This window comes from Paenibacillus sp. YPG26 (assembly GCF_023704175.1).
Classification (GTDB): Bacteria; Bacillota; Bacilli; order Paenibacillales; family Paenibacillaceae; genus Fontibacillus.
Genome location: NZ_CP084530.1, coordinates 59,176 through 77,500 on the forward strand (window position 1 = coordinate 59,176; position 18,325 = coordinate 77,500).

The following is an 18,325-nucleotide window of genomic DNA, read 5'->3' on the forward strand; positions in this document are numbered from 1 at the left end:
GTGCCTCCCCTGAGCCATTGTTGAGATGGCAAGACAGGCTATGGTAAAATAACTTAAGTGTTTTGAGAGGAGGTAGGGGATGAATCGGTTCATCCGGAATTCTGGTTTTTATTTAATTCTTTTCTTAGTCGTGGTGGGCATCGTCCAATTCCTCAGCGGTGGGAGCGAAGCGGCCGACACCCCTAGATATGACCAATTGCGCCAGCAGCTTCAGGCGAACAATGTCAAGGAATTGACAGGTCAATTTGACGGTTATGCATATCGGGTGACCGGTAAATACAAGAACAAGGTCGATAACAAAGAAAGCTTTCAGACCTATGTTCCATATGATACTAATGTAGTCGCTGAACTTACTGATTACAGCGAGAAGAACAAAATAAGCTACAGTTGGGACAAAATGGAGGGCGACAGCATTTGGCTTACGCTCCTGACCTCGATCGTTCCGCTCGCTATTATGTTCATTCTGTTCTTCTTCCTCTTTAACCAGGCTCAAGGCGGCGGCGGCAAGGTTATGAACTTTGGCAAGAGCCGGGCCCGGTTATACAATGAAGAGAAGAAGAAGGTTACCTTTGAAGACGTAGCCGGTGCGGATGAAGAGAAGCAGGAGCTCGTTGAAGTCGTTGAGTTCTTGAAGGATCCCCGCAAATTCGCGGCTGTCGGAGCCCGTATTCCTAAAGGGGTACTTCTGGTGGGCCCTCCAGGTACAGGTAAGACTTTGCTTGCCCGTGCAGTAGCTGGTGAAGCAGGCGTTCCGTTCTTCAGTATTTCAGGTTCGGACTTTGTGGAAATGTTCGTCGGTGTCGGCGCGTCCCGTGTCCGTGACTTGTTCGAGAATGCGAAGAAGAACGCTCCTTGTATCATTTTCATTGACGAGATTGACGCGGTAGGTCGTCAGCGCGGTGCCGGACTCGGCGGCGGACATGACGAACGTGAGCAGACGCTCAACCAATTGCTTGTAGAAATGGACGGATTCGGAGGCAACGAGGGCATTATTATCGTAGCTGCAACGAACCGTGCGGATATTCTTGACCCTGCACTTCTTCGTCCGGGACGTTTTGACCGTCAGATTACGGTTGACCGCCCAGATGTGAAGGGCCGTGAAGCTGTACTTAAGGTGCATGCGCGTAATAAGCCTCTGACCAAGGATGTTCGCATGGATGTTATCGCTAAGCGTACAACCGGATTCACTGGCGCAGACCTGGAGAACTTGCTTAACGAAGCGGCATTGCTTGCCGCACGCCGTAACCGCAAGGATATCTCCATGCGTGAAGTAGATGAAGCCATCGACCGTGTTATCGTGGGTACTGAGAAGCGCAGCCGCGTGGTCAGTGACCGTGAGAAGCGTATAGTGGCTTTCCATGAAGCGGGTCATACGATTGTGGGTTACTTCCTTGAACATGCGGATATGGTTCACAAGGTTACTATTATTCCACGTGGCCGTGCTGGTGGATATGTAATTATGATGCCTAAGGAAGACCGCATGCTGGTCACCAAGCAGGAGCTGCTTGATAAGGTTACCGGCCTTCTAGGGGGACGTGTAGCTGAGGAGCTGTTCATCGGAGAAATCGGAACAGGTGCCTACAGTGACTTCCAACAGGCTACCAGCATTGTTCGCAGCATGATTGTTGAGTATGGTATGAGTGAGAAGCTGGGTCCAATGCAGTTCGGAACATCCCAAGGTCAAGTGTTCCTGGGCCGTGATATTGGGCACGAGCAGAACTATAGTGATGCCATTGCTTATGAGATCGATCAGGAAATGCAGCGTTTCATCAGTGAAAGCTATGAACGTTGTAAGCAGCTGTTGATGAAACATTCCAAAGAGGTTCACCTCATTGCTGAAACACTCCTTGAGGTGGAGACACTCGAACTGGATCAAATCAAACAGTTGATCGAGACAGGCAAGCTAACTCCGGATCCGGATGGAGACGGAAGTGGATCGTCGGAATCTGGCGCCCCGATTGTAGATACAATTGGAGATGTGAATGTACGCATTCAAGCTAGAGATGAGGAAGCTCAGCCGCAAGGTCCAAGCGGAGATATCCCGAATGATGTTCCGGGAAGCTCAGCAAATGACATCCGCGGCGATCATCCAGTGGATACACCTGAGGGAACCGTGAAGGATGCCCCTACAACACCACCGCAGCCGAAGGATCAAGATGGAAGCGGAAATGGTGGCAGCACGCCGCTGTAATTAGCAACTTTCTGACGGATCAACAAAGGTATATAGGAAGCAATTGTCTAAGCAAACCGGAAAACACTTGGTGTTTTCCGGTTTTTTTGCGGACTGCGGCTGATTGACAGCAGAACTCACGTTGTGTAAATTAATTGTTAAACAATGCACAAAGTTTTGGATTGTCCGGATAGACATAGAGACCGGATGGGAGAGGCTTAATTTAATCCATATTGCTGTTAAGATACAGGGGAGGATGTCTGGTGGAGGCACTAGCTTTGGAACGCAAAGCCGAGCAGAACCGCGAACTTCGGGAGCGGCTTGCACAGCTTAAGAAAGAACGGAATGCCATTATTTTAGCTCATTACTATCAGAGAGATGAAATCCAGGAGGTCGCCGATTTTCGCGGAGACTCTTTCTTGCTGGCCCAGAAAGCGGCACAGACCGATGCTGAGGTCATTGTATTCTGCGGAGTGCACTTTATGGGAGAAAGCGCCAAGATCCTGGCTCCGAACAAGACAGTCCTTATTCCTGACGAGCGGGCAGGCTGCCCAATGGCGGATATGGTGAATGTGGACGGACTAAGAAAGGTGAAGGCCGAGCATCCGAATGCCAAGGTCGTTACTTATATTAACTCTTCAGCAGAGATCAAGGCAGAGACAGATATCTGCTGCACCTCGTCTAACGCGGTGAAAGTGATTAATTCTGTAGATGCGGACGAAATCATCTGGGTACCGGACAAGAATCTGGGTGCCTATGTTCAGCAGCATACCGATAAGAAGATGATCATCTGGGAAGGGTACTGCAACACCCATGACATGCTGACGGTCAAAGACGTGGTTGAAATGAGGGCTAAGTATCCGGAGGCCCAGTTCGTGGTTCATCCCGAGTGCCGTCCTGAGGTCGTTGAGATGGGAGACTTTGTAGGCAGCACTACAGCCATTCTTGATTACTGTAAGCAATCCGAATGCAAGCAGTTCATTGTCGGGACAGAAGACGGTACAGGTTATCAGCTCAGATTGGATAGTCCGGATAAAGAGTTCTTTTTTGCTACCAAGTTTCTGGTATGTCCGAATATGAAAGTAAATAATCTGAAGAAGCTGGTTAAATGTCTGGAGACTATGCAGCCACAAGTGTATGTACCTCCGGCTGTTGCAGACAAAGCCAGAGCATCCCTAGAGCGCATGTTACAAGTTAAGTAGCATGCGCTACTCTCTTGCCCTAAAGACAGGTGAACGAAATGATACCTAAATACTTAGTGGATTTTGATCTGGGAGAAATTCCGGTACGCGAGACAGAAGTGATTGTTATTGGTACGGGGATTGCGGGCTTATTCACAGCAATTAAGGCAAGTGAAGACCGCCGTGTTGTCCTGATTACGAAGAACGGTTTAATGGAGAGCAATACACGTTATGCTCAGGGGGGAATCGCGGCCGTAATTTCGGAGGAGGACTCTCCTGAGTCGCACCGGGATGATACGCTTTTTGCAGGGGCTGACTTCTGTCTGCGTCCTGCGGTGGATGTGCTGGTCCATGAGGGCTCTGAAGGAGTAAGAGACCTTATAAGGATGGGAGCTGCCTTTGATCAGGAGGACGGCGAATTAGCATTGACTCAGGAAGCTGCCCACAGCCATCGGCGTATTCTTCATGCGAATGGGGATGCTACCGGATATGAGATTGTGCGTGCGCTGTCCCAAAAGGTCCGTGAGAGCCAGAATATTGAGATACTGGAACATCATTATGTCATTGACTTGATTACAGAAAATGAGGAATGCTTGGGTGCGTTGCTCCAGGGTCCTGATGGTGGAAGGTACTTCTTGCGTGCAGATGCGACAGTATTGTGCAGCGGAGGAGCCGGGCAGCTATACCGCTACACTACAAACCCGGAGGTAGCTACGGGGGATGGAGTAGCGATTGCTTACCGTGCCGGAGCGCTTATCCGCGATATGGAATTTATCCAGTTCCATCCTACCGCCCTAAGCTATTCCGGAGCTCCGCGGTTTCTGATCTCGGAAGCGGTTAGAGGAGAGGGAGCAGTTCTCCGTAACATTCATGGAGACCGGTTCATGGAGAAGTATGATCCTCAGCTGGAGCTCGCTCCGCGGGATATTGTGGCCCGGGCGATTGTCAGTGAGATGGAAGCCACGAAGTCCACTTTTGTCTATTTGGATATTACACACAAGTCCCCAGAGATGGTGATGAATCGTTTTCCCACCATATATGAGACCTGCATTCGGTACGGGCTTGATATTACCAGTGACTGGATTCCAGTTGCTCCTGCTGCACACTATATGATGGGCGGGGTAATGACGAATCTGCAGGGAGAGACTTCGGTCGCACGGCTGTACGCTTGCGGCGAGGTATCTTCAACAGGTATTCATGGAGCTAACCGATTGGCCAGCAACTCCTTAACCGAGGCGATTGTGTTCGGCCGCCGGATTGTGGAACGGATCCGGGAGCTTGTTCCCTTGAAGACAGCTGGGGAGAATATCTCTTACCAGGCTCAGCGGTCGGGCCCGGCCAGCTTCAAGATTAGCGAGCGTAGACTGAAGCTTCAGAAGGCGATGGTTCGGCATGCGGGAGTCAGACGGACTGAGGACTCGCTCAAGAAGGTTCTCCAGGAATTGGAGCAGCAGACCGATATCTTTGGATTCGAGCTGCGGCGCAGTGAGGAACTGGAGTATGCGAATATGCTGACTTGTGCGCTGCTCATAACGGAATCTGCACTTGCCCGGCAAGAAAGCCGCGGTGGACATTACCGGGAGGATTATCCGGAACGCAGAGACACCGACTGGCTGAAGCGCATTGTTCACCACCATCAAAAAGGAATGTTGGAGGCTGGGATCAATGATATTTAATGGATATAATGAAGGCCTGATTGAATCCGTCCGTAGCTGGCTAAGAGAAGATGTCGGTTCTGGAGACGTAACCACATCGGTAACTATTCCATTCGGGCATGAATCCAAGGGAATTATCCATGCCAAGGACGATGGAATTATCGCGGGAATCCCTGTCGCCCAGCTTGTATTCGAAGTCGTGGATCCTATGCTTACATTTAAGGCTCATGCCGAGGAAGGGCAGTATGCCGCCAAGGGAACCGTCTTGATTGAAGTGGAGGGCAGCACACACAGCATTCTCACCGGGGAACGACTCGCCTTGAATCTGCTGCAGCGCTTATCAGGGATTGCAACGCGCACGCGCGCGTATGTAGATGCTCTGGAAGGGCTCGATGTGAGACTGGTCGATACGCGCAAGACAACTCCGGGTCACCGGATGCTGGAGAAGTATGCCGTACGCATGGGTGGAGGTGCGAACCACCGGTTTGGCTTGTATGATGCCGTTATGATTAAGGACAATCATATCAAGGGAGCAGGCGGTATCGCTCAGGCTGTCGGCCGGGCACGGGCGAATATTCCGCACACGATGACAATCGAAGTCGAGACCGAGAATATGGAGCAGGTCGAGGAGGCGCTTGCGGCCGGAGCAGACATTATCATGCTCGATAATATGCAGCCGGAATTAATGAAGCAGGCGGTTCAGCGGATCAAATCATCGGCTCCCCATGTTACGGTGGAGGCTTCGGGGAATGTATCGCTGGCTACCTTAAGGGGAATTGCGGAAAGCGGAGTAGATGTAATTTCTGTAGGCAGGCTAACTTACTCTTTTGAAAGTCTGGACATCAGTCTGGATTTGAATGACAAGAAAGTGAGGTGAGAGCCATGATCCTTGTGGTTGACGTGGGCAATACGAACATTGTACTCGGAATCTACAAGAACCGTGAGCTGCTGCACCATTTCAGGTTGGGAACCAACCGGCAGTCTACGGGGGATGAATATGGCGTTTTGATACATAATCTGTTTCAAATGTCGCATATTGATGTACGGGATATAGAAGGTGTGATTATATCTTCCGTCGTTCCTCCGCTGATGCATGTGCTGGAGCAGATGTGTGAGACTTATTTGAAGAAAGCCCCGCTTATCGTGGGCCCGGGGATCAAGACAGGGCTTAATTTGCGGTATGAGAATCCGCGGGAGGTCGGTGCCGACCGGATTGTCAATGCGGTGGCAGCTGTAGAGCTGTATGGCGGCGGCCCTTTGGTCGTGGTTGATTTCGGTACGGCGACGACTTTCGATTGTATAGATGAAAAAGGCAATTATTTGGGCGGCGCTATTGTGCCGGGCCTTGGCATTGCCACTGAAGCGCTCTATCAGCGCGCGTCGAAGCTGCCGCGCATTGAGCTGGAGAAGCCCAAAAAGGTGATAGGACGCAATACGATTCATGCCATGCAGGCGGGTATTATTTTTGGATATGCGGGTCAGGTGGATGGAATTGTTGGAAGAATACGCAGCGAGATGAACACGAAGCCTAAAGTAGTAGCCACGGGTGGACTGGCGGGCCTTATTGCCAGCGAGACAAGCAGCATTGAAGAGGTCAATCCGCTGCTCACCCTAGAAGGACTAAGACTGATTTATGAACGGAATTGTTAATCGGAGGGTGGAACGTACAGGACCTCTTCCGGGACATGAAGCCGGACTATCTCCATATACTAAGCTGGTACATCTGAGAACTATGAGGAGGCGTAACGGAATATGAGCCAAGAGAAGGATCGTTTGATAAGAGGAACGGCAATGGATGGGAAAGTGCGTGCCTTTGCTGTAAGAACCACCCAGCTCGTGGATGAGCTGCGCCGCCGGCATGACACTTATCCGACCGCAACGGCCGCCCTTGGGCGTACTCTTACGGCGGCAGCCATGATGGGTTCGATGATGAAGGGCAATGAGAAATTAACCGTCCAGGTGAAGGGCGATGGTCCAATCGGTCAGATTGTCGTTGATGCGAATGCCAATGGGCAGGTCCGCGGTTACGTGAATGATCCGCATGTCCATCTTCCGAGCAACAGCCTGGGCAAGTTGGATGTGGCTGGGGCCGTTGGAACAAGCGGATTCATCCATGTCATCAAGGATCTTGGACTTAAGGAGCCTTATCGCGGAAGTGTGCCTATTATCTCTGGCGAGCTTGGAGAGGATTTCACCTATTATTTCGCTGTATCCGAGCAGACACCATCTGCGGTGGGACTCGGCGTGCTTGTAGACAGTGATTCGTCGGTCATTGTGGCCGGGGGGTTCATTATTCAGCTGCTTCCGGGTCTCGATGATAAAGAGATTGCGGCCATCGAACAGGCGATAGGACAGCTCCCTCCGGTTACTTCTCTGCTTGATCAAGGCTTGGAGCTTGAAGAAATGCTGAAATGGATTATCCCGGACGTCAGGGTATTGGATGAAATGGATATTACCTTCGCCTGCACCTGCTCAAGAGAACGGGTTGAGAAGACTTTGATCAGCCTTGGGGAGAGCGAGCTTAACCAGCTGATGGAGGAAGATGAGCAGACCGAAGTGGTATGCGATTTCTGCCGTGAATCTTATGTATTCAAGCGTGAGGAATTGCGCGATCTGCTGGAACAGGCAAAAAGTAAATAGTATACAATCAAAATACTTTGCTGCACGGGTTCGGACTTTTGACACGAATAGCAAAGTATTTTTGTCGTCTATTATTGACAACTCCCAGTGGGTATTGATAAGATAAGACTAGTGGAAAACCTACTTATTTACTCGGATATCATGACGGCCAGGATATAGATTTTAGAGAGATTCATTCCTGTGCTTGTTCAATATACAGCTTGAGTTTCTTCAGACTAATTTTCATATGGAAATGTGAATGGGTTTACTATTCAGGGGAGGGTTTATATCATGGCTAAAGTCGTAAATAATGTAACAGAACTGATTGGTGGAACACCTTTGGTGCGCCTGCAGCGCATTGTACCGGAAGACAGTGCGGAGATCTATGCAAAGCTTGAGTATCAGAACCCGGGCTCAAGCGTTAAGGATCGTATCGCGATCAGTATTGTTGAAGAAGCTGAGAAGCAGGGCCTTCTTAAGCCAGGGGGTACAATCATTGAAGCTACAAGTGGTAACACAGGGATCGGTCTTGCCCTGGTAGCCGCCGCTAAGGGATACAAAGTGGTGATTGTTATGCCTGAGACGATGAGTATTGAGCGCCGCAACCTGCTTCGTGCCTATGGCGCTGAGCTGGTACTGACTCCTGGATCCGAGGGCATGAACGGAGCCGTTAAGAAGGCGGAAGAGATTCTTGCCGCTAACCCGGACTATTTCCTTGCTGATCAATTCAGAAACCAGGCTAACGTGAAGATTCACCGCGAGACCACAGGCCCTGAGATCGTGGAAGCGATCGAGTCCCTGGACGGTAAGCTGGATGCATTCGTAGCGGGTATCGGTACAGGCGGAACGATCTCTGGCGCGGGTGAAGTGCTGAAGAAGCGTTTCCCTGATATCAAGATCGTGGCTGTTGAGCCAGCGGCCTCCCCAATCTTGGCGGGCGGGAAGCCAGGTCCTCACAAAATCCAGGGTCTGGGTGCGAACTTTATCCCGGAAATTCTGAACCGTGAGATCTTTGATGAAATCATTCATATTGAGAACGAAGAGGCTTTCGAGCAGGCTCGTAAAGTAGCCAAAGAAGAAGGTATCCTTTCGGGTATCTCCTCTGGTGCAGCTGTACTGGCAGCTCTAAAAGTAGCCAAAGAGCTTGGCAAGGGCAAGCGCGTAGTTGTGGTTATTCCAAGTAATGGCGAACGCTACCTGAGCACACCTCTTTATAACTTTGAAGGTTAATACGAAGCCCGGACTTTTTATATAACAAGATGATACGGCCCCTGTGAATTCCTATGCGGAGTTTATGGGGGCTGTTTCGCTATGTCCAGCTTAAGTCCATCCCTACCGGACAAGATTGGGGCTTTCATCAGAACGGAACCTTTAGTATACTAGCAAACAATAGACAGGCTTTTGAGCAGGAGGGTGAGGGTGGATGAAAGTACTAACCGCATTGGAGCATTGGCAGCAGTGGGCAGGCGAGGCGTATACTCTGCTTCCGCTGGCTGTACGCATCAGTAGTGGAGAGAATCTGCCCCTTTCATGGAAGCAGGCATGGGAATATGCTTCTTCTTACTCCTTTGTGCTGGAGAGCGGTAAGGACGGTAAATATACGTTTCTCGGGCTGAACCCGGTCTCTGTCATTCGCGGCAAAGGGAACCGGGCGGAGATCAGTGATCTATCTACAGGGGAGCGCAGCTGTCTTCAGGGAGCCCCCCTGGACATGATCAGACGGTGGATGGCACCGTACAAGGCGCCATTACTTGAAGGTCTTCCCAAATTTAGTGGAGGCTGTGTCGGATTTCTGGGCTATGATGTTGCCCGTTCCCTGGAGAACTTGCCCGAGAAGGCAATAGATGATCTGAAGCTGGATGATTATGTCTGGATGCGGTTGGAAGAGCTGTGGATTGTGGATCAGGAGGAGCAGGAAATCTATGCGGTTGTTCATGTTCCGCTTGAAGGGATCAAGAGTAATGAAGGCCGGGTTCATCCGGACAAGCTGAGCGATCTATACCAGGCTGCCTGTCAGCGTGCGGTGAAGATGTGTGATCAGTGGGAGAACATCAAGAACTGGGGAAGCTCAGGCGAACCAGCGCAAGAAATTGAGCGGAGAAGGTTGAGAACTCAGGAGGCCCAGGAGGCGGGACAATGGCCGGAGAGTGGCCTTAGCACTTCTTTTGAGCAAAAGGACTTCGAGAATGCGGTTACCCGAATCCAGCAGTACATCTCGGCCGGCGATGTGTTCCAGGCGAATCTGTCGCTGCGTCAGCAGCGGAAGCTCAGCTCCACACCCGAAGAGATCTATGAATGGCTGCGCTATCTGAATCCTTCACCTTACATGGGCCTGCTCAGGTTCCCGGAGTACCAGCTTGTATCAGGCTCCCCTGAGCTGCTGGTGAAGCTGGAACAGGGGGAGATGAGCGCAAGACCCATCGCCGGTACAAGGCGCCGGGGAAGGACAGCCGAGGAAGATCGGCAGATGGCAGAGGAACTCCGCAGCAGCGAGAAGGAACGTGCCGAACACATTATGCTGGTTGATCTGGAACGCAATGATCTTGGCCGGGTTGCGGCCTATGGATCGGTGAAGGTGAGTGAGCTGCTTACCGTTGAGTATTATTCGCATGTTATGCATTTGGTCTCCGAGGTGAAGGGTCAGTTGGCCGCAGGGCGAAGCTTATATGAAGTGATTGCCGCCAAGTTCCCCGGGGGAACGATTACAGGCGCACCCAAGGTTAGGACGATGGAGATTATTGAAGAGCTTGAGCCTGTAACCCGGGGGCCCTATACCGGCTCCATGGGCTGGATTGACTATCGTGGTAATATGGAATTGAACATCATCATTAGGACGTTAGTGGTGAAGGATGAAGTCGGTTATATTCAGACCGGAGCAGGAATTGTGATTGATTCGGATCCATATCGTGAATATAGGGAATGTCATAACAAGGCCCGGGCGATGGCACTCGCGGTGGAGCTTAGTGAAGAAGCAGTCCAAATCTACCGAGGACAGGAGATGTTGACATGATTTTAGTTATAGATAACTATGATTCGTTCACTTATAACCTAGTACAGTATCTTGGCGAGCTTGGAGAAGAAGTTACCGTTCGGCGGAATGATGAGATTGATATTAATGGAATTAAGCAGCTTGCCCCTGATCATATTCTGATCTCTCCAGGTCCTTGCACCCCTAATGAGGCGGGCATCAGCCTGGAGGTCATTGAGAATTTCAAAGGCGTGATTCCAATCTTTGGCGTATGTCTGGGGCATCAGGCTATTGGCCAGTCGTTCGGAGGCAATGTGATTCGGGCAGAGCGTCTTATGCACGGCAAAACCTCGCCCATTCTTCATCAGGGGGCTTCCGTGTTCGAGGGACTTCCGACGCCCTTCACCGCGACCCGGTATCACTCGCTCCTCGTTGAGCGGGATACCCTGCCGGACTGCCTTGAGATTACGGCAGAGACGGAAGAAGGCGAGATTATGGGACTTCGTCACAAAGAATACGATGTAGAAGGTGTCCAGTTCCACCCCGAGTCCATTATTACCGATCACGGCCATCAAATTCTGCGTAATTTTCTAAGTCGTAAAGCGGGAGCCAGAGCTTGAACTTCATCGGGATAGGTGGAACAATCGTACCTGCAGATAAAGCCGTGATCTCCGTTATGGATCACGGCTTTATGTACGGACTCGGTTTATTTGAGACGTTTCGGACCTATAATGGGGTTCCTTCCCTGCTTCTTCGTCACCTGGATCGGTTGACTCAAGGCTGTGAGTCTTTAGGTTTTCATTACCAACCTGATATTTACAAGCTGAAGAACCATATATCCGAATTGCTTGCCGTATCTAATCTAACCGAAGCTTATATACGCTATACCCTTACGGCAGGGGAAGGCGGGCTGGGTCTCCCTACGGGTGATTATGAGTCACCGCAGGAGATTATCTATGTGAAGCCGCTCCCGGAGCCACCGGTCTCGCTTTATACCCAGGGAAGGCCGCTTAGATTACTGAACACCAGACGGAATACGCCGGAAGGGCCCGTCCGTCTAAAATCCCTGCATTATATGAATAATATATTAGCTAAGAGAGAACTGGCAGGCTGCCTGAATCCGGGGAGCGGGCCGGTAGAAGGGCTTCTTTTAACAGCTGAAGGCTATATCTCGGAGGGGATTGTAAGCAATCTGTTCTTCGTGAAAGACGGGCGGCTCTATACTCCGGCTATCCAGACCGGCATCCTGCCAGGGATTACCCGAGGCTGCGTCCTTGAAGCGGCGGGCGAGCTGGGTCTGACCTGTGAAGAGGGCTTGTATACCTGGGAACAGCTTCTGGAGGCGGATGAGATTTTCACCACGAACTCTATTCAGGAACTGGTGCCAGTCAATGCTCTGTATGATACGGAAGATAGACAGAAGATCGTTGGAGCCGGGCAATGCGGTGATCTGACGGCAGTGTTATTGCAGGCTTACCGGGAGAAAGCGAGGAATCTGACGTGAGACCACAATTCTATAAGCGCAGCTATCGCTGCGGAGAGGTCACCCTGACACTTGGACACAGGACCTTGATTATGGGCATCCTGAATGTAACCCCTGACTCATTCTCGGACGGAGGGAGATATATAGATCCGGATGCGGCGGTCAAGCATGCCCTGCAGATGGTAACGGATGGCGCGGATATTATTGATATTGGCGGAGAGTCGACGCGTCCCGGACACGAGCCGGTGAGCCAGGAGGAAGAACTGAACCGGGTCATCCCTGTGATTAGGGCTATTCACCAGGCTGCACCCCAGATTGTAATCTCCATAGATACGTATAAAGCTGAGGTTGCCAGGCAGGCCGTTCTGGCGGGAGCACATATCATCAATGATGTGTGGGGGGCCAAAGCCGACCCGCAGATGGCGGGCGTTGCCGCCGAATTGGGATGTCCAATCATCCTTATGCATAACCGTCAGAACCGGGATTACAGCAGCTTTATTGAAGATGTTGTAAGGGATCTGCAGGAGAGTATCGCCATAGCGGTTCGCGCGGGTGTTGCTGAAGAGAACATCATTTTGGATCCGGGCGTGGGCTTCGCGAAGGACCATGATGAGAATTTACGCATCATGCGTTCCCTGGACCGCTTAACGGAGCTGGGATTCCCCGTGCTGCTTGCGACCTCCCGCAAAAAGTTCATTCGAACCACATTGGATCTGCCAGCTGATGACGTCGTCGAGGGAACGGCAGCCACAGCTGCACTGGGCATTGCGCAGGGCTGTCAGATTATCCGGGTGCATGACATCGCGCCCCTGAAACGTACGATAGACATGTGCGATGCTGTCATGTACAGCCCTGAGCACATTACTGAACTTGATGGAGAGGCGTGAAATATATGGATAAAATGATACTGACACGTATGGAGTATTACGGCTACCATGGTGTATTTGAAGAGGAGCGCAAGCTGGGCCAGCGCTTCTATATAGATCTGGAGCTGCGGCTGGACCTGCATCAGGCGGGCATCCATGACGATTTGACCCGGACGGTGAATTATGCGGAAGTCCATGAACTCGTCAAAAAAATCGTAGAAAGTAGAAGCTTCCAATTGATCGAAGCTCTTGCTGAGTGTATTGCATCCGAGATACTCGGCACTTATACTGTTATAGATGAATTGATCGTTAAGGTTACCAAGCCTCATCCGCCTTTTGATATTCATTTCGGGGGCGTTACCGTGGAACTGTTAAGATCAAGAAAGTGAGAATCTGTTATGAATTCACATTCCACCTCTGAAGGATCAGAGGCTTATATTGCTTTGGGGGCTAATTTGGGTGAGCGTGAAGCAACGCTGCTGGAAGCTATTGACCGCCTGAATCAGCACCCCTATATTACGGTGCTTCGCTGTTCCAGTCTGTACGAGACCGATCCGGTGGGTTACGTGGATCAGCCCAATTTTATTAATATGGCTCTTGCCCTACGCACGACGCTCGAACCTGTGGAGCTGCTCACCGCCATGCTGCAGATTGAACTTGAACTCGGCCGTGAGCGGCATATCCACTGGGGACCGCGGACAGTAGATTTGGATTTGTTATGGATGGAAGGAAGAACCTTAGATACGCCCCAGCTGACCCTTCCCCATCCCCGAATGCAGGAACGTGCCTTTGTGCTGGTTCCGCTCGCCGAGATTGTCCCGGAGGACGATCATACGGATTTGTATCCATTTGTTCAGTCAGCACTAGACACAGGGGGCGGGAAAGAAGGCGTCCGTTTTTGGAAGACATGCAGCTGGCACACCGCATCCGGGCATTCCGCAAGCTGAAGGGGTATACCCAGCAGCAGCTGGCAGAAGAGACCGGCATATCGCTTGCCGTCCTGGGAGCTATTGAGCGGGGCAACCGCCGAGCGGAAGATAAAGTCGTTGATACTATTGCAAGGGTTCTGGGCATCTCGGTGTCCGAGCTTAGGCCTCTAAGATAAAGGTAGTGCAAAGGAGTGAACCCGATATGCTTAAAATTGGCGATATTGAGATGAAGAATCAAGTCGTGCTTGCCCCAATGGCAGGTGTATGCAACCCGGCTTTCCGGCTTATTGCCAAGGAGTTCGGGACAGGCCTGGTCTGCGCAGAGATGGTTAGCGATAAAGCCATTCTTAACGGAAATAAGCGTACAAAGGAAATGTTGTTTGTCGATGAGCGGGAGAAGCCGCTAAGCTTGCAGATTTTTGGCGGCAACCGCGCGTCTCTTGTCGAAGCCGCCAAAGTTGTCGATCAGGACACCAATGCAGATATCATCGATATCAATATGGGCTGCCCCGTACCTAAGGTAACGAAGTGTGATGCCGGTGCGCGCTGGCTGCTTGAACCTAACAAGATTTTTGAGATGGTATCTGCGGTTGTAGATGCTGTAAGCAAGCCGGTCACAGTCAAAATGAGAATTGGCTGGGACTCTGAGCATATTTTCATCGAAGAGAATGCCAAAGCGGTAGAAGCTGCCGGAGGCAAGGCGATCAGCGTCCACGGACGTACCCGCGAGCAGCTCTACACCGGTCATGCGGACTGGAGCTACATCAAGATGGCCAAGGAGGCTGTCTCTATTCCTGTTATCGGGAACGGAGATGTGAATACACCTGAGGATGCCCGCCGCATGCTTGATGAGACGGGATGCGATGGGGTCATGATCGGGCGTGGTGCTCTCGGCAATCCATGGATGCTGTACCGGACGATCGAGTATCTGAAGAGTGGAGAGCTTGCGCCCGAGCCTGCTCCTGAAGAGAAGATCCGGATTGCGATTCTTCATATGGACCGCCTTGTTGCGCTTAAGGGTGAGAATACGGCGGTAAAGGAGATGCGCAGGCATCTGGCCTGGTACCTCAAAGGTATGAAGGGCGGCATGAATGTAAAGGACAGGATCATGGAAGAGACGAAGCGTGACGAAATGGCACGAATCCTTGAAGATTATGTAATGAGCCTTAGAGAAGAGCCTTCCGATTCAGTGGTAACCGCCTGACCATTCCTTACATGTAGGCCATGATTAGGTCTGCGAAGGTATACCTAAAACGTTTACATTTCATGGCCTGCATGTCATTGACATTTTGCGGTGCTTACCCTATAATTTCTCAGTATAAATTCGCCTCATGAGATAACTTCCCTAGCACAGAGATGTTCTCATCTTTGTGAGATTGCATATGATATTCTCTAAATGATGCGTGAAATGATATGGATTGAACTTAAGACTGTGAAATTTATTTCCATGACAGGAGAATCGGTTGATGAGCGATAAAGAAGTGATTCTTACCCAAGACGGCCTCAAACGACTTGAAGAAGAACTGGAGAACCTCAAATCCGTGAAACGCCGCGAAGTTGCCGAACGGATTAAAGTGGCGATCGGATATGGTGATATTAGTGAGAACTCGGAATACGAGGACGCGAAGAATGAACAGGCCTTTATTGAAGGTCGTATTATAACACTAGAGAAAATGCTGCGTAACGCCCGTATTATCAACAATGATGAGATTGATACAGATACAGTAAGCATCGGCTCGATTGTAATTGTAGAGGATCTTGAATTTGGTGATACCATGGAATACGCTATTGTTGGTTCGGCTGAATCCGATCCGCTTCAGAACAAGATTTCTAATGAGAGTCCGGTGGGTAGAGCCATCCTGGGCAAGCAGATTGGGACCGTAGTGGATGTAACCGTTCCTGCCGGCGTTATTCAATATAAGATTCTGGAAATTAAGAAATAAGGCGAAGGAGCTTCCCTAAGGAAGCTTCTTTCACTGTATTTAAGCGGTTAGCCGTATATACGGCATAATGTCTGTAAGGGAGCTGAACGACGAATGAGCGAGGAAATTTCAAATCAAGAAGTAGAAGTCAGCGAGCTGCTGCAAATTCGGCGCGACAAATTGGACGAGCTACGTGCTCTAGGAATCGATCCATTTGGGCAAAAGTTTGACCGTACCCATAATGCGGGTGACATTCTACAGAAGTATGATGGACTTACTAAGGAAGAGCTTGAGGAGCAAGCGGTGGAAGTCCGTATTGCAGGACGGATTATGGCTAAGCGCGGGATGGGAAAAGCCAGCTTCGCCCACATCCAGGACCTCAGTGGCAAGATTCAAATTTATGTCCGCAAAGATACGGTACCTGAAGTGAAGTATGACGCCTTCGATCTGCTTGATCTGGGTGACATTGTAGGAGTAAGCGGTGAGATCTTCAAGACCAAGACTGGGGAGACCTCCATCAAAGTCAAGGACCTTGAGGTGCTGAGCAAGTCCTTGTACCCACTTCCGGACAAGTACCATGGCCTGAAAGACGTTGAACTTCGTTATCGTCAGCGCTATGTAGATCTGATTATCAATCCTGAAGTTCAGCAGACATTCATTCTGCGCTCCCGTATTATCCAGTCGATGCGCCGTTATCTGGATTCCCTCGGTTATCTGGAAGTGGAGACACCTACCCTTCACAGCATTGCCGGCGGAGCTGCGGCACGCCCATTCATTACGCACCATAACGCGCTTGACATGGAGCTGTATATGCGGATCGCCATCGAGCTTCACTTGAAGCGTCTGATCGTAGGCGGACTTGAGAAAGTATACGAAATCGGACGAGTATACCGTAATGAAGGAATCTCCACGCGTCATAACCCGGAATTTACGATGATCGAGCTGTATGAAGCCTATGCGGATTACAAAGATATCATGGCGCTGACCGAGAACCTTGTGGCTCATATTGCTCAAGAAGTGCTTGGAACTCAGACTGTCAATTATCAGGGTCAGGAAGTTGATCTTCGCCCGGCATGGCGCCGTGTGTCTATGGTTGATGCTGTTAAGGAAGTAACAGGCGTAGACTTCAGTGCCCAAATGACCAACGAAGAGGCGCACCGTCTTGCGCAGGAGCACAAGGTTCCGGTTGAGAAGCATATGACCTTTGGTCATATCCTGAATGCCTTCTTTGAACATTTTGTGGAAGAGACACTGATTCAGCCTACCTTTATTACAGGTCATCCGGTTGAAATCTCACCTTTGGCTAAGAGGAATGAAGCAGACCCTCGTTTCACGGATCGTTTCGAGTTGTTCATTGTTGCGCGTGAGCATGCTAATGCCTTTACCGAGCTTAACGATCCAATTGACCAGCGTCAGCGGTTCGAAGATCAGCTCAAAGAGCGTGAGCAAGGAAATGATGAAGCGCATGAGATGGATGATGACTTCATCCGTGCTCTTGAATATGGTATGCCGCCAACAGGGGGACTAGGAATCGGGATCGACCGTTTGGTTATGCTGCTGACGGATTCAGCCTCCATCCGTGATGTGCTGCTGTTCCCTCATATGCGTGCGCGTTCCGCGGAGTAATACAGAGACAAGCCTTGAATATTTGATGTTCAGACCAAAGAACAGCCCATGAGTTCGACTCAGGGCTGTTCTTTTTGTGTCTTTGAGGACTTGCATAGAGATTCGAGATGATGGGTAACCAGCTGTCCCAGCCTGTCTGGAGTCATCGAATCCGGATTAATTACAGCATGGGTGGCCAGTCCATCAATGAGTGAATGAAGACGCGCAGTTTCGAGTTCCACATCCAGAGAAGGTTCGGCCAGCTCAAGCTCGACAAGAGCTTTAATGATGGAGCTGATGCCTATCCTCATCTTTTCATACATTTGATCAGACTGTGCTTTAAGAGAAGAGTCTGCTAACGCCTTGGTCGTAAAAGCAATCCATACCTCCATCTCTGACCGTGTATCTTCATCCATAGGCAGCAGCTGATACAGTATCTTCTTCATATCCTCAAGCGGGGGACCGGTTAAGGAGAGGGAGCTTATTCTAGCATCGACCCGCTCTGAGACAAGCTGCATAGAATAGGCGAACAGTTCGGACTGGGTCGCAAAATAATGCCGGAGTGAGCCCGCGGATAGGCCAGCCTCCTCAGCAATATGACGAACAGAAGCCTGCTCCATTCCATGCCGCCTAATAATTCTCCAGGTAGCCTCAGCTAACCGTTGTTTCTGTTTTTCGTGATCCACAAGTTTAGGCATGGTTTAATTATATCATGGTTGCCTTATTTAATACAGGTGTGTTATAAAGTTATAGTACGAATGTGTTAATAAAACGTGAGGAGACTGTTTATTTATGATTGGATGGCTGATTATAGGATGTGAAATTGCCTTTTGGGTATTTGTGTTGGCCGGACTGAGCACCCGTTACCTATTTAAGAATAAAAGACTGGGGGGATTGCTTCTTCTGGGAACTCCGATTGCGGATCTT

At 50.4% G+C, this 18,325-nt stretch carries 19 protein-coding genes (1 of these 19 cut by a window edge); 18 read left to right on the top strand and 1 reads right to left on the bottom strand.

Annotated features, from left to right (window positions below):
* The first annotated feature begins 79 nt into the window (after nucleotides 1–79).
* From ftsH to lysS, 17 genes are all read left to right on the top strand, one after another.
* Nucleotides 80–2,191: an ATP-dependent zinc metalloprotease FtsH gene (gene ftsH / locus LDO05_RS00290; RefSeq protein WP_251376913.1), complete on the top strand. Its 2,112-nt coding sequence runs from the start codon at nucleotides 80–82 to the stop codon at nucleotides 2,189–2,191.
* Between the two features lie 242 nt (nucleotides 2,192–2,433).
* Nucleotides 2,434–3,372 (top strand): quinolinate synthase NadA, encoded by a 939-nt coding sequence (nadA, locus tag LDO05_RS00295; RefSeq protein WP_251376914.1) that lies wholly within the window; start codon nucleotides 2,434–2,436, stop codon nucleotides 3,370–3,372.
* 38 nt (nucleotides 3,373–3,410) lie between these two features.
* A complete protein-coding gene (gene nadB, locus LDO05_RS00300; RefSeq protein WP_251378560.1) occupies nucleotides 3,411–5,027 on the top strand; it encodes an L-aspartate oxidase in 1,617 nt (538 codons plus the stop codon).
* A complete protein-coding gene (gene nadC, locus LDO05_RS00305; RefSeq protein WP_251376915.1) occupies nucleotides 5,017–5,883 on the top strand; it encodes a carboxylating nicotinate-nucleotide diphosphorylase in 867 nt (288 codons plus the stop codon). The genes nadB and nadC overlap by 11 nt, the downstream gene beginning before the upstream one ends.
* A 5-nt stretch (nucleotides 5,884–5,888) precedes the next feature.
* Entirely contained in the window at nucleotides 5,889–6,656 is a 768-nt protein-coding gene (locus LDO05_RS00310) for a type III pantothenate kinase (protein ID WP_251376916.1), read from the top strand.
* 102 nt (nucleotides 6,657–6,758) lie between these two features.
* The gene (gene hslO, locus LDO05_RS00315; RefSeq protein ID WP_251376917.1) at nucleotides 6,759–7,646 is read left to right on the top strand and encodes an Hsp33 family molecular chaperone HslO; all 888 of its coding nucleotides are present in this window, start codon (nucleotides 6,759–6,761) and stop codon (nucleotides 7,644–7,646) included.
* Between the two features lie 270 nt (nucleotides 7,647–7,916).
* Nucleotides 7,917–8,855, top strand: a complete 939-nt coding sequence (cysK, locus tag LDO05_RS00320) for a cysteine synthase A (protein ID WP_251376918.1) — start codon at nucleotides 7,917–7,919, stop codon at nucleotides 8,853–8,855.
* 193 nt (nucleotides 8,856–9,048) lie between these two features.
* Nucleotides 9,049–10,635 carry an anthranilate synthase component I family protein gene (locus LDO05_RS00325; protein ID WP_251376919.1) on the top strand — a complete coding sequence of 529 codons (1,587 nt, stop codon included), beginning with the start codon at nucleotides 9,049–9,051 and terminating at the stop codon, nucleotides 10,633–10,635.
* Nucleotides 10,632–11,213: an aminodeoxychorismate/anthranilate synthase component II gene (pabA, locus tag LDO05_RS00330; protein WP_251376920.1), complete on the top strand. Its 582-nt coding sequence runs from the start codon at nucleotides 10,632–10,634 to the stop codon at nucleotides 11,211–11,213. The genes LDO05_RS00325 and pabA overlap by 4 nt, the downstream gene beginning before the upstream one ends.
* Nucleotides 11,210–12,097: an aminotransferase class IV gene (locus LDO05_RS00335; protein WP_251376921.1), complete on the top strand. Its 888-nt coding sequence runs from the start codon at nucleotides 11,210–11,212 to the stop codon at nucleotides 12,095–12,097. Before pabA ends, LDO05_RS00335 begins: the two co-directional genes overlap by 4 nt.
* Nucleotides 12,094–12,963 carry a dihydropteroate synthase gene (gene folP, locus LDO05_RS00340; RefSeq protein ID WP_251376922.1) on the top strand — a complete coding sequence of 290 codons (870 nt, stop codon included), beginning with the start codon at nucleotides 12,094–12,096 and terminating at the stop codon, nucleotides 12,961–12,963. Before LDO05_RS00335 ends, folP begins: the two co-directional genes overlap by 4 nt.
* 5 nt (nucleotides 12,964–12,968) lie before the next feature.
* Nucleotides 12,969–13,331 carry a dihydroneopterin aldolase gene (folB, locus tag LDO05_RS00345; protein ID WP_251376923.1) on the top strand — a complete coding sequence of 121 codons (363 nt, stop codon included), beginning with the start codon at nucleotides 12,969–12,971 and terminating at the stop codon, nucleotides 13,329–13,331.
* Nucleotides 13,332–13,340: 9 nt separating this feature from the next.
* A complete protein-coding gene (gene folK / locus LDO05_RS00350) occupies nucleotides 13,341–13,889 on the top strand; it encodes a 2-amino-4-hydroxy-6-hydroxymethyldihydropteridine diphosphokinase (protein ID WP_251376924.1) in 549 nt (182 codons plus the stop codon).
* On the top strand, nucleotides 13,841–14,047 hold the full coding sequence (locus LDO05_RS00355) for a helix-turn-helix domain-containing protein (RefSeq protein WP_251376925.1): 207 nt from the start codon (nucleotides 13,841–13,843) through the stop codon (nucleotides 14,045–14,047). Before folK ends, LDO05_RS00355 begins: the two co-directional genes overlap by 49 nt.
* 26 nt (nucleotides 14,048–14,073) lie before the next feature.
* A complete protein-coding gene (gene dusB, locus LDO05_RS00360) occupies nucleotides 14,074–15,075 on the top strand; it encodes a tRNA dihydrouridine synthase DusB (protein ID WP_251376926.1) in 1,002 nt (333 codons plus the stop codon).
* A 262-nt stretch (nucleotides 15,076–15,337) separates the two neighbouring features.
* On the top strand, nucleotides 15,338–15,814 hold the full coding sequence (gene greA / locus LDO05_RS00365) for a transcription elongation factor GreA (RefSeq protein WP_127201082.1): 477 nt from the start codon (nucleotides 15,338–15,340) through the stop codon (nucleotides 15,812–15,814).
* A gap of 93 nt (nucleotides 15,815–15,907) precedes the next feature.
* Entirely contained in the window at nucleotides 15,908–17,419 is a 1,512-nt protein-coding gene (gene lysS, locus LDO05_RS00370) for a lysine--tRNA ligase (protein ID WP_251376927.1), read from the top strand.
* 59 nt (nucleotides 17,420–17,478) lie between these two features.
* On the opposite strand, the gene LDO05_RS00375 is transcribed toward lysS, so the two are convergent.
* Nucleotides 17,479–18,096: a TetR/AcrR family transcriptional regulator gene (locus tag LDO05_RS00375; protein WP_251376928.1), complete on the bottom strand. Its 618-nt coding sequence runs from the start codon at nucleotides 18,094–18,096 to the stop codon at nucleotides 17,479–17,481.
* A 94-nt stretch (nucleotides 18,097–18,190) separates the two neighbouring features.
* Here LDO05_RS00375 and LDO05_RS00380 point away from each other — a divergent pair, with 94 nt between their 5' ends.
* Nucleotides 18,191–18,325 carry the 5' end (the start) of a hypothetical protein gene (locus LDO05_RS00380; protein ID WP_251376929.1) on the top strand. Its footprint extends 408 nt past the window's final position, so the window shows 135 of its 543 coding nt (coding positions 1–135); its start codon is at nucleotides 18,191–18,193; its stop codon lies off the right edge, out of view.

Bases quoted from the DNA above. Each gene is read 5' to 3' on its own strand.
- LDO05_RS00310 (WP_251376916.1), top strand. From the start codon at position 5,889: ATGATCCTTGTGGTTGACGTGGGCAATACGAACATTGTACTCGGAATC.
- folB (WP_251376923.1), top strand. From the start codon at position 12,969: ATGGATAAAATGATACTGACACGTATGGAGTATTACGGCTACCATGGT.
- nadB (WP_251378560.1), top strand. From the start codon at position 3,411: ATGATACCTAAATACTTAGTGGATTTTGATCTGGGAGAAATTCCGGTA.
- LDO05_RS00375 (WP_251376928.1), bottom strand. From the start codon at position 18,096: ATGCCTAAACTTGTGGATCACGAAAAACAGAAACAACGGTTAGCTGAG.
- greA (WP_127201082.1), top strand. From the start codon at position 15,338: ATGAGCGATAAAGAAGTGATTCTTACCCAAGACGGCCTCAAACGACTT.
- nadC (WP_251376915.1), top strand. From the start codon at position 5,017: ATGATATTTAATGGATATAATGAAGGCCTGATTGAATCCGTCCGTAGC.
- hslO (WP_251376917.1), top strand. From the start codon at position 6,759: ATGAGCCAAGAGAAGGATCGTTTGATAAGAGGAACGGCAATGGATGGG.
- dusB (WP_251376926.1), top strand. From the start codon at position 14,074: ATGCTTAAAATTGGCGATATTGAGATGAAGAATCAAGTCGTGCTTGCC.
- folK (WP_251376924.1), top strand. From the start codon at position 13,341: ATGAATTCACATTCCACCTCTGAAGGATCAGAGGCTTATATTGCTTTG.
- ftsH (WP_251376913.1), top strand. From the start codon at position 80: ATGAATCGGTTCATCCGGAATTCTGGTTTTTATTTAATTCTTTTCTTA.
- lysS (WP_251376927.1), top strand. From the start codon at position 15,908: ATGAGCGAGGAAATTTCAAATCAAGAAGTAGAAGTCAGCGAGCTGCTG.
- cysK (WP_251376918.1), top strand. From the start codon at position 7,917: ATGGCTAAAGTCGTAAATAATGTAACAGAACTGATTGGTGGAACACCT.
- LDO05_RS00325 (WP_251376919.1), top strand. From the start codon at position 9,049: ATGAAAGTACTAACCGCATTGGAGCATTGGCAGCAGTGGGCAGGCGAG.
- pabA (WP_251376920.1), top strand. From the start codon at position 10,632: ATGATTTTAGTTATAGATAACTATGATTCGTTCACTTATAACCTAGTA.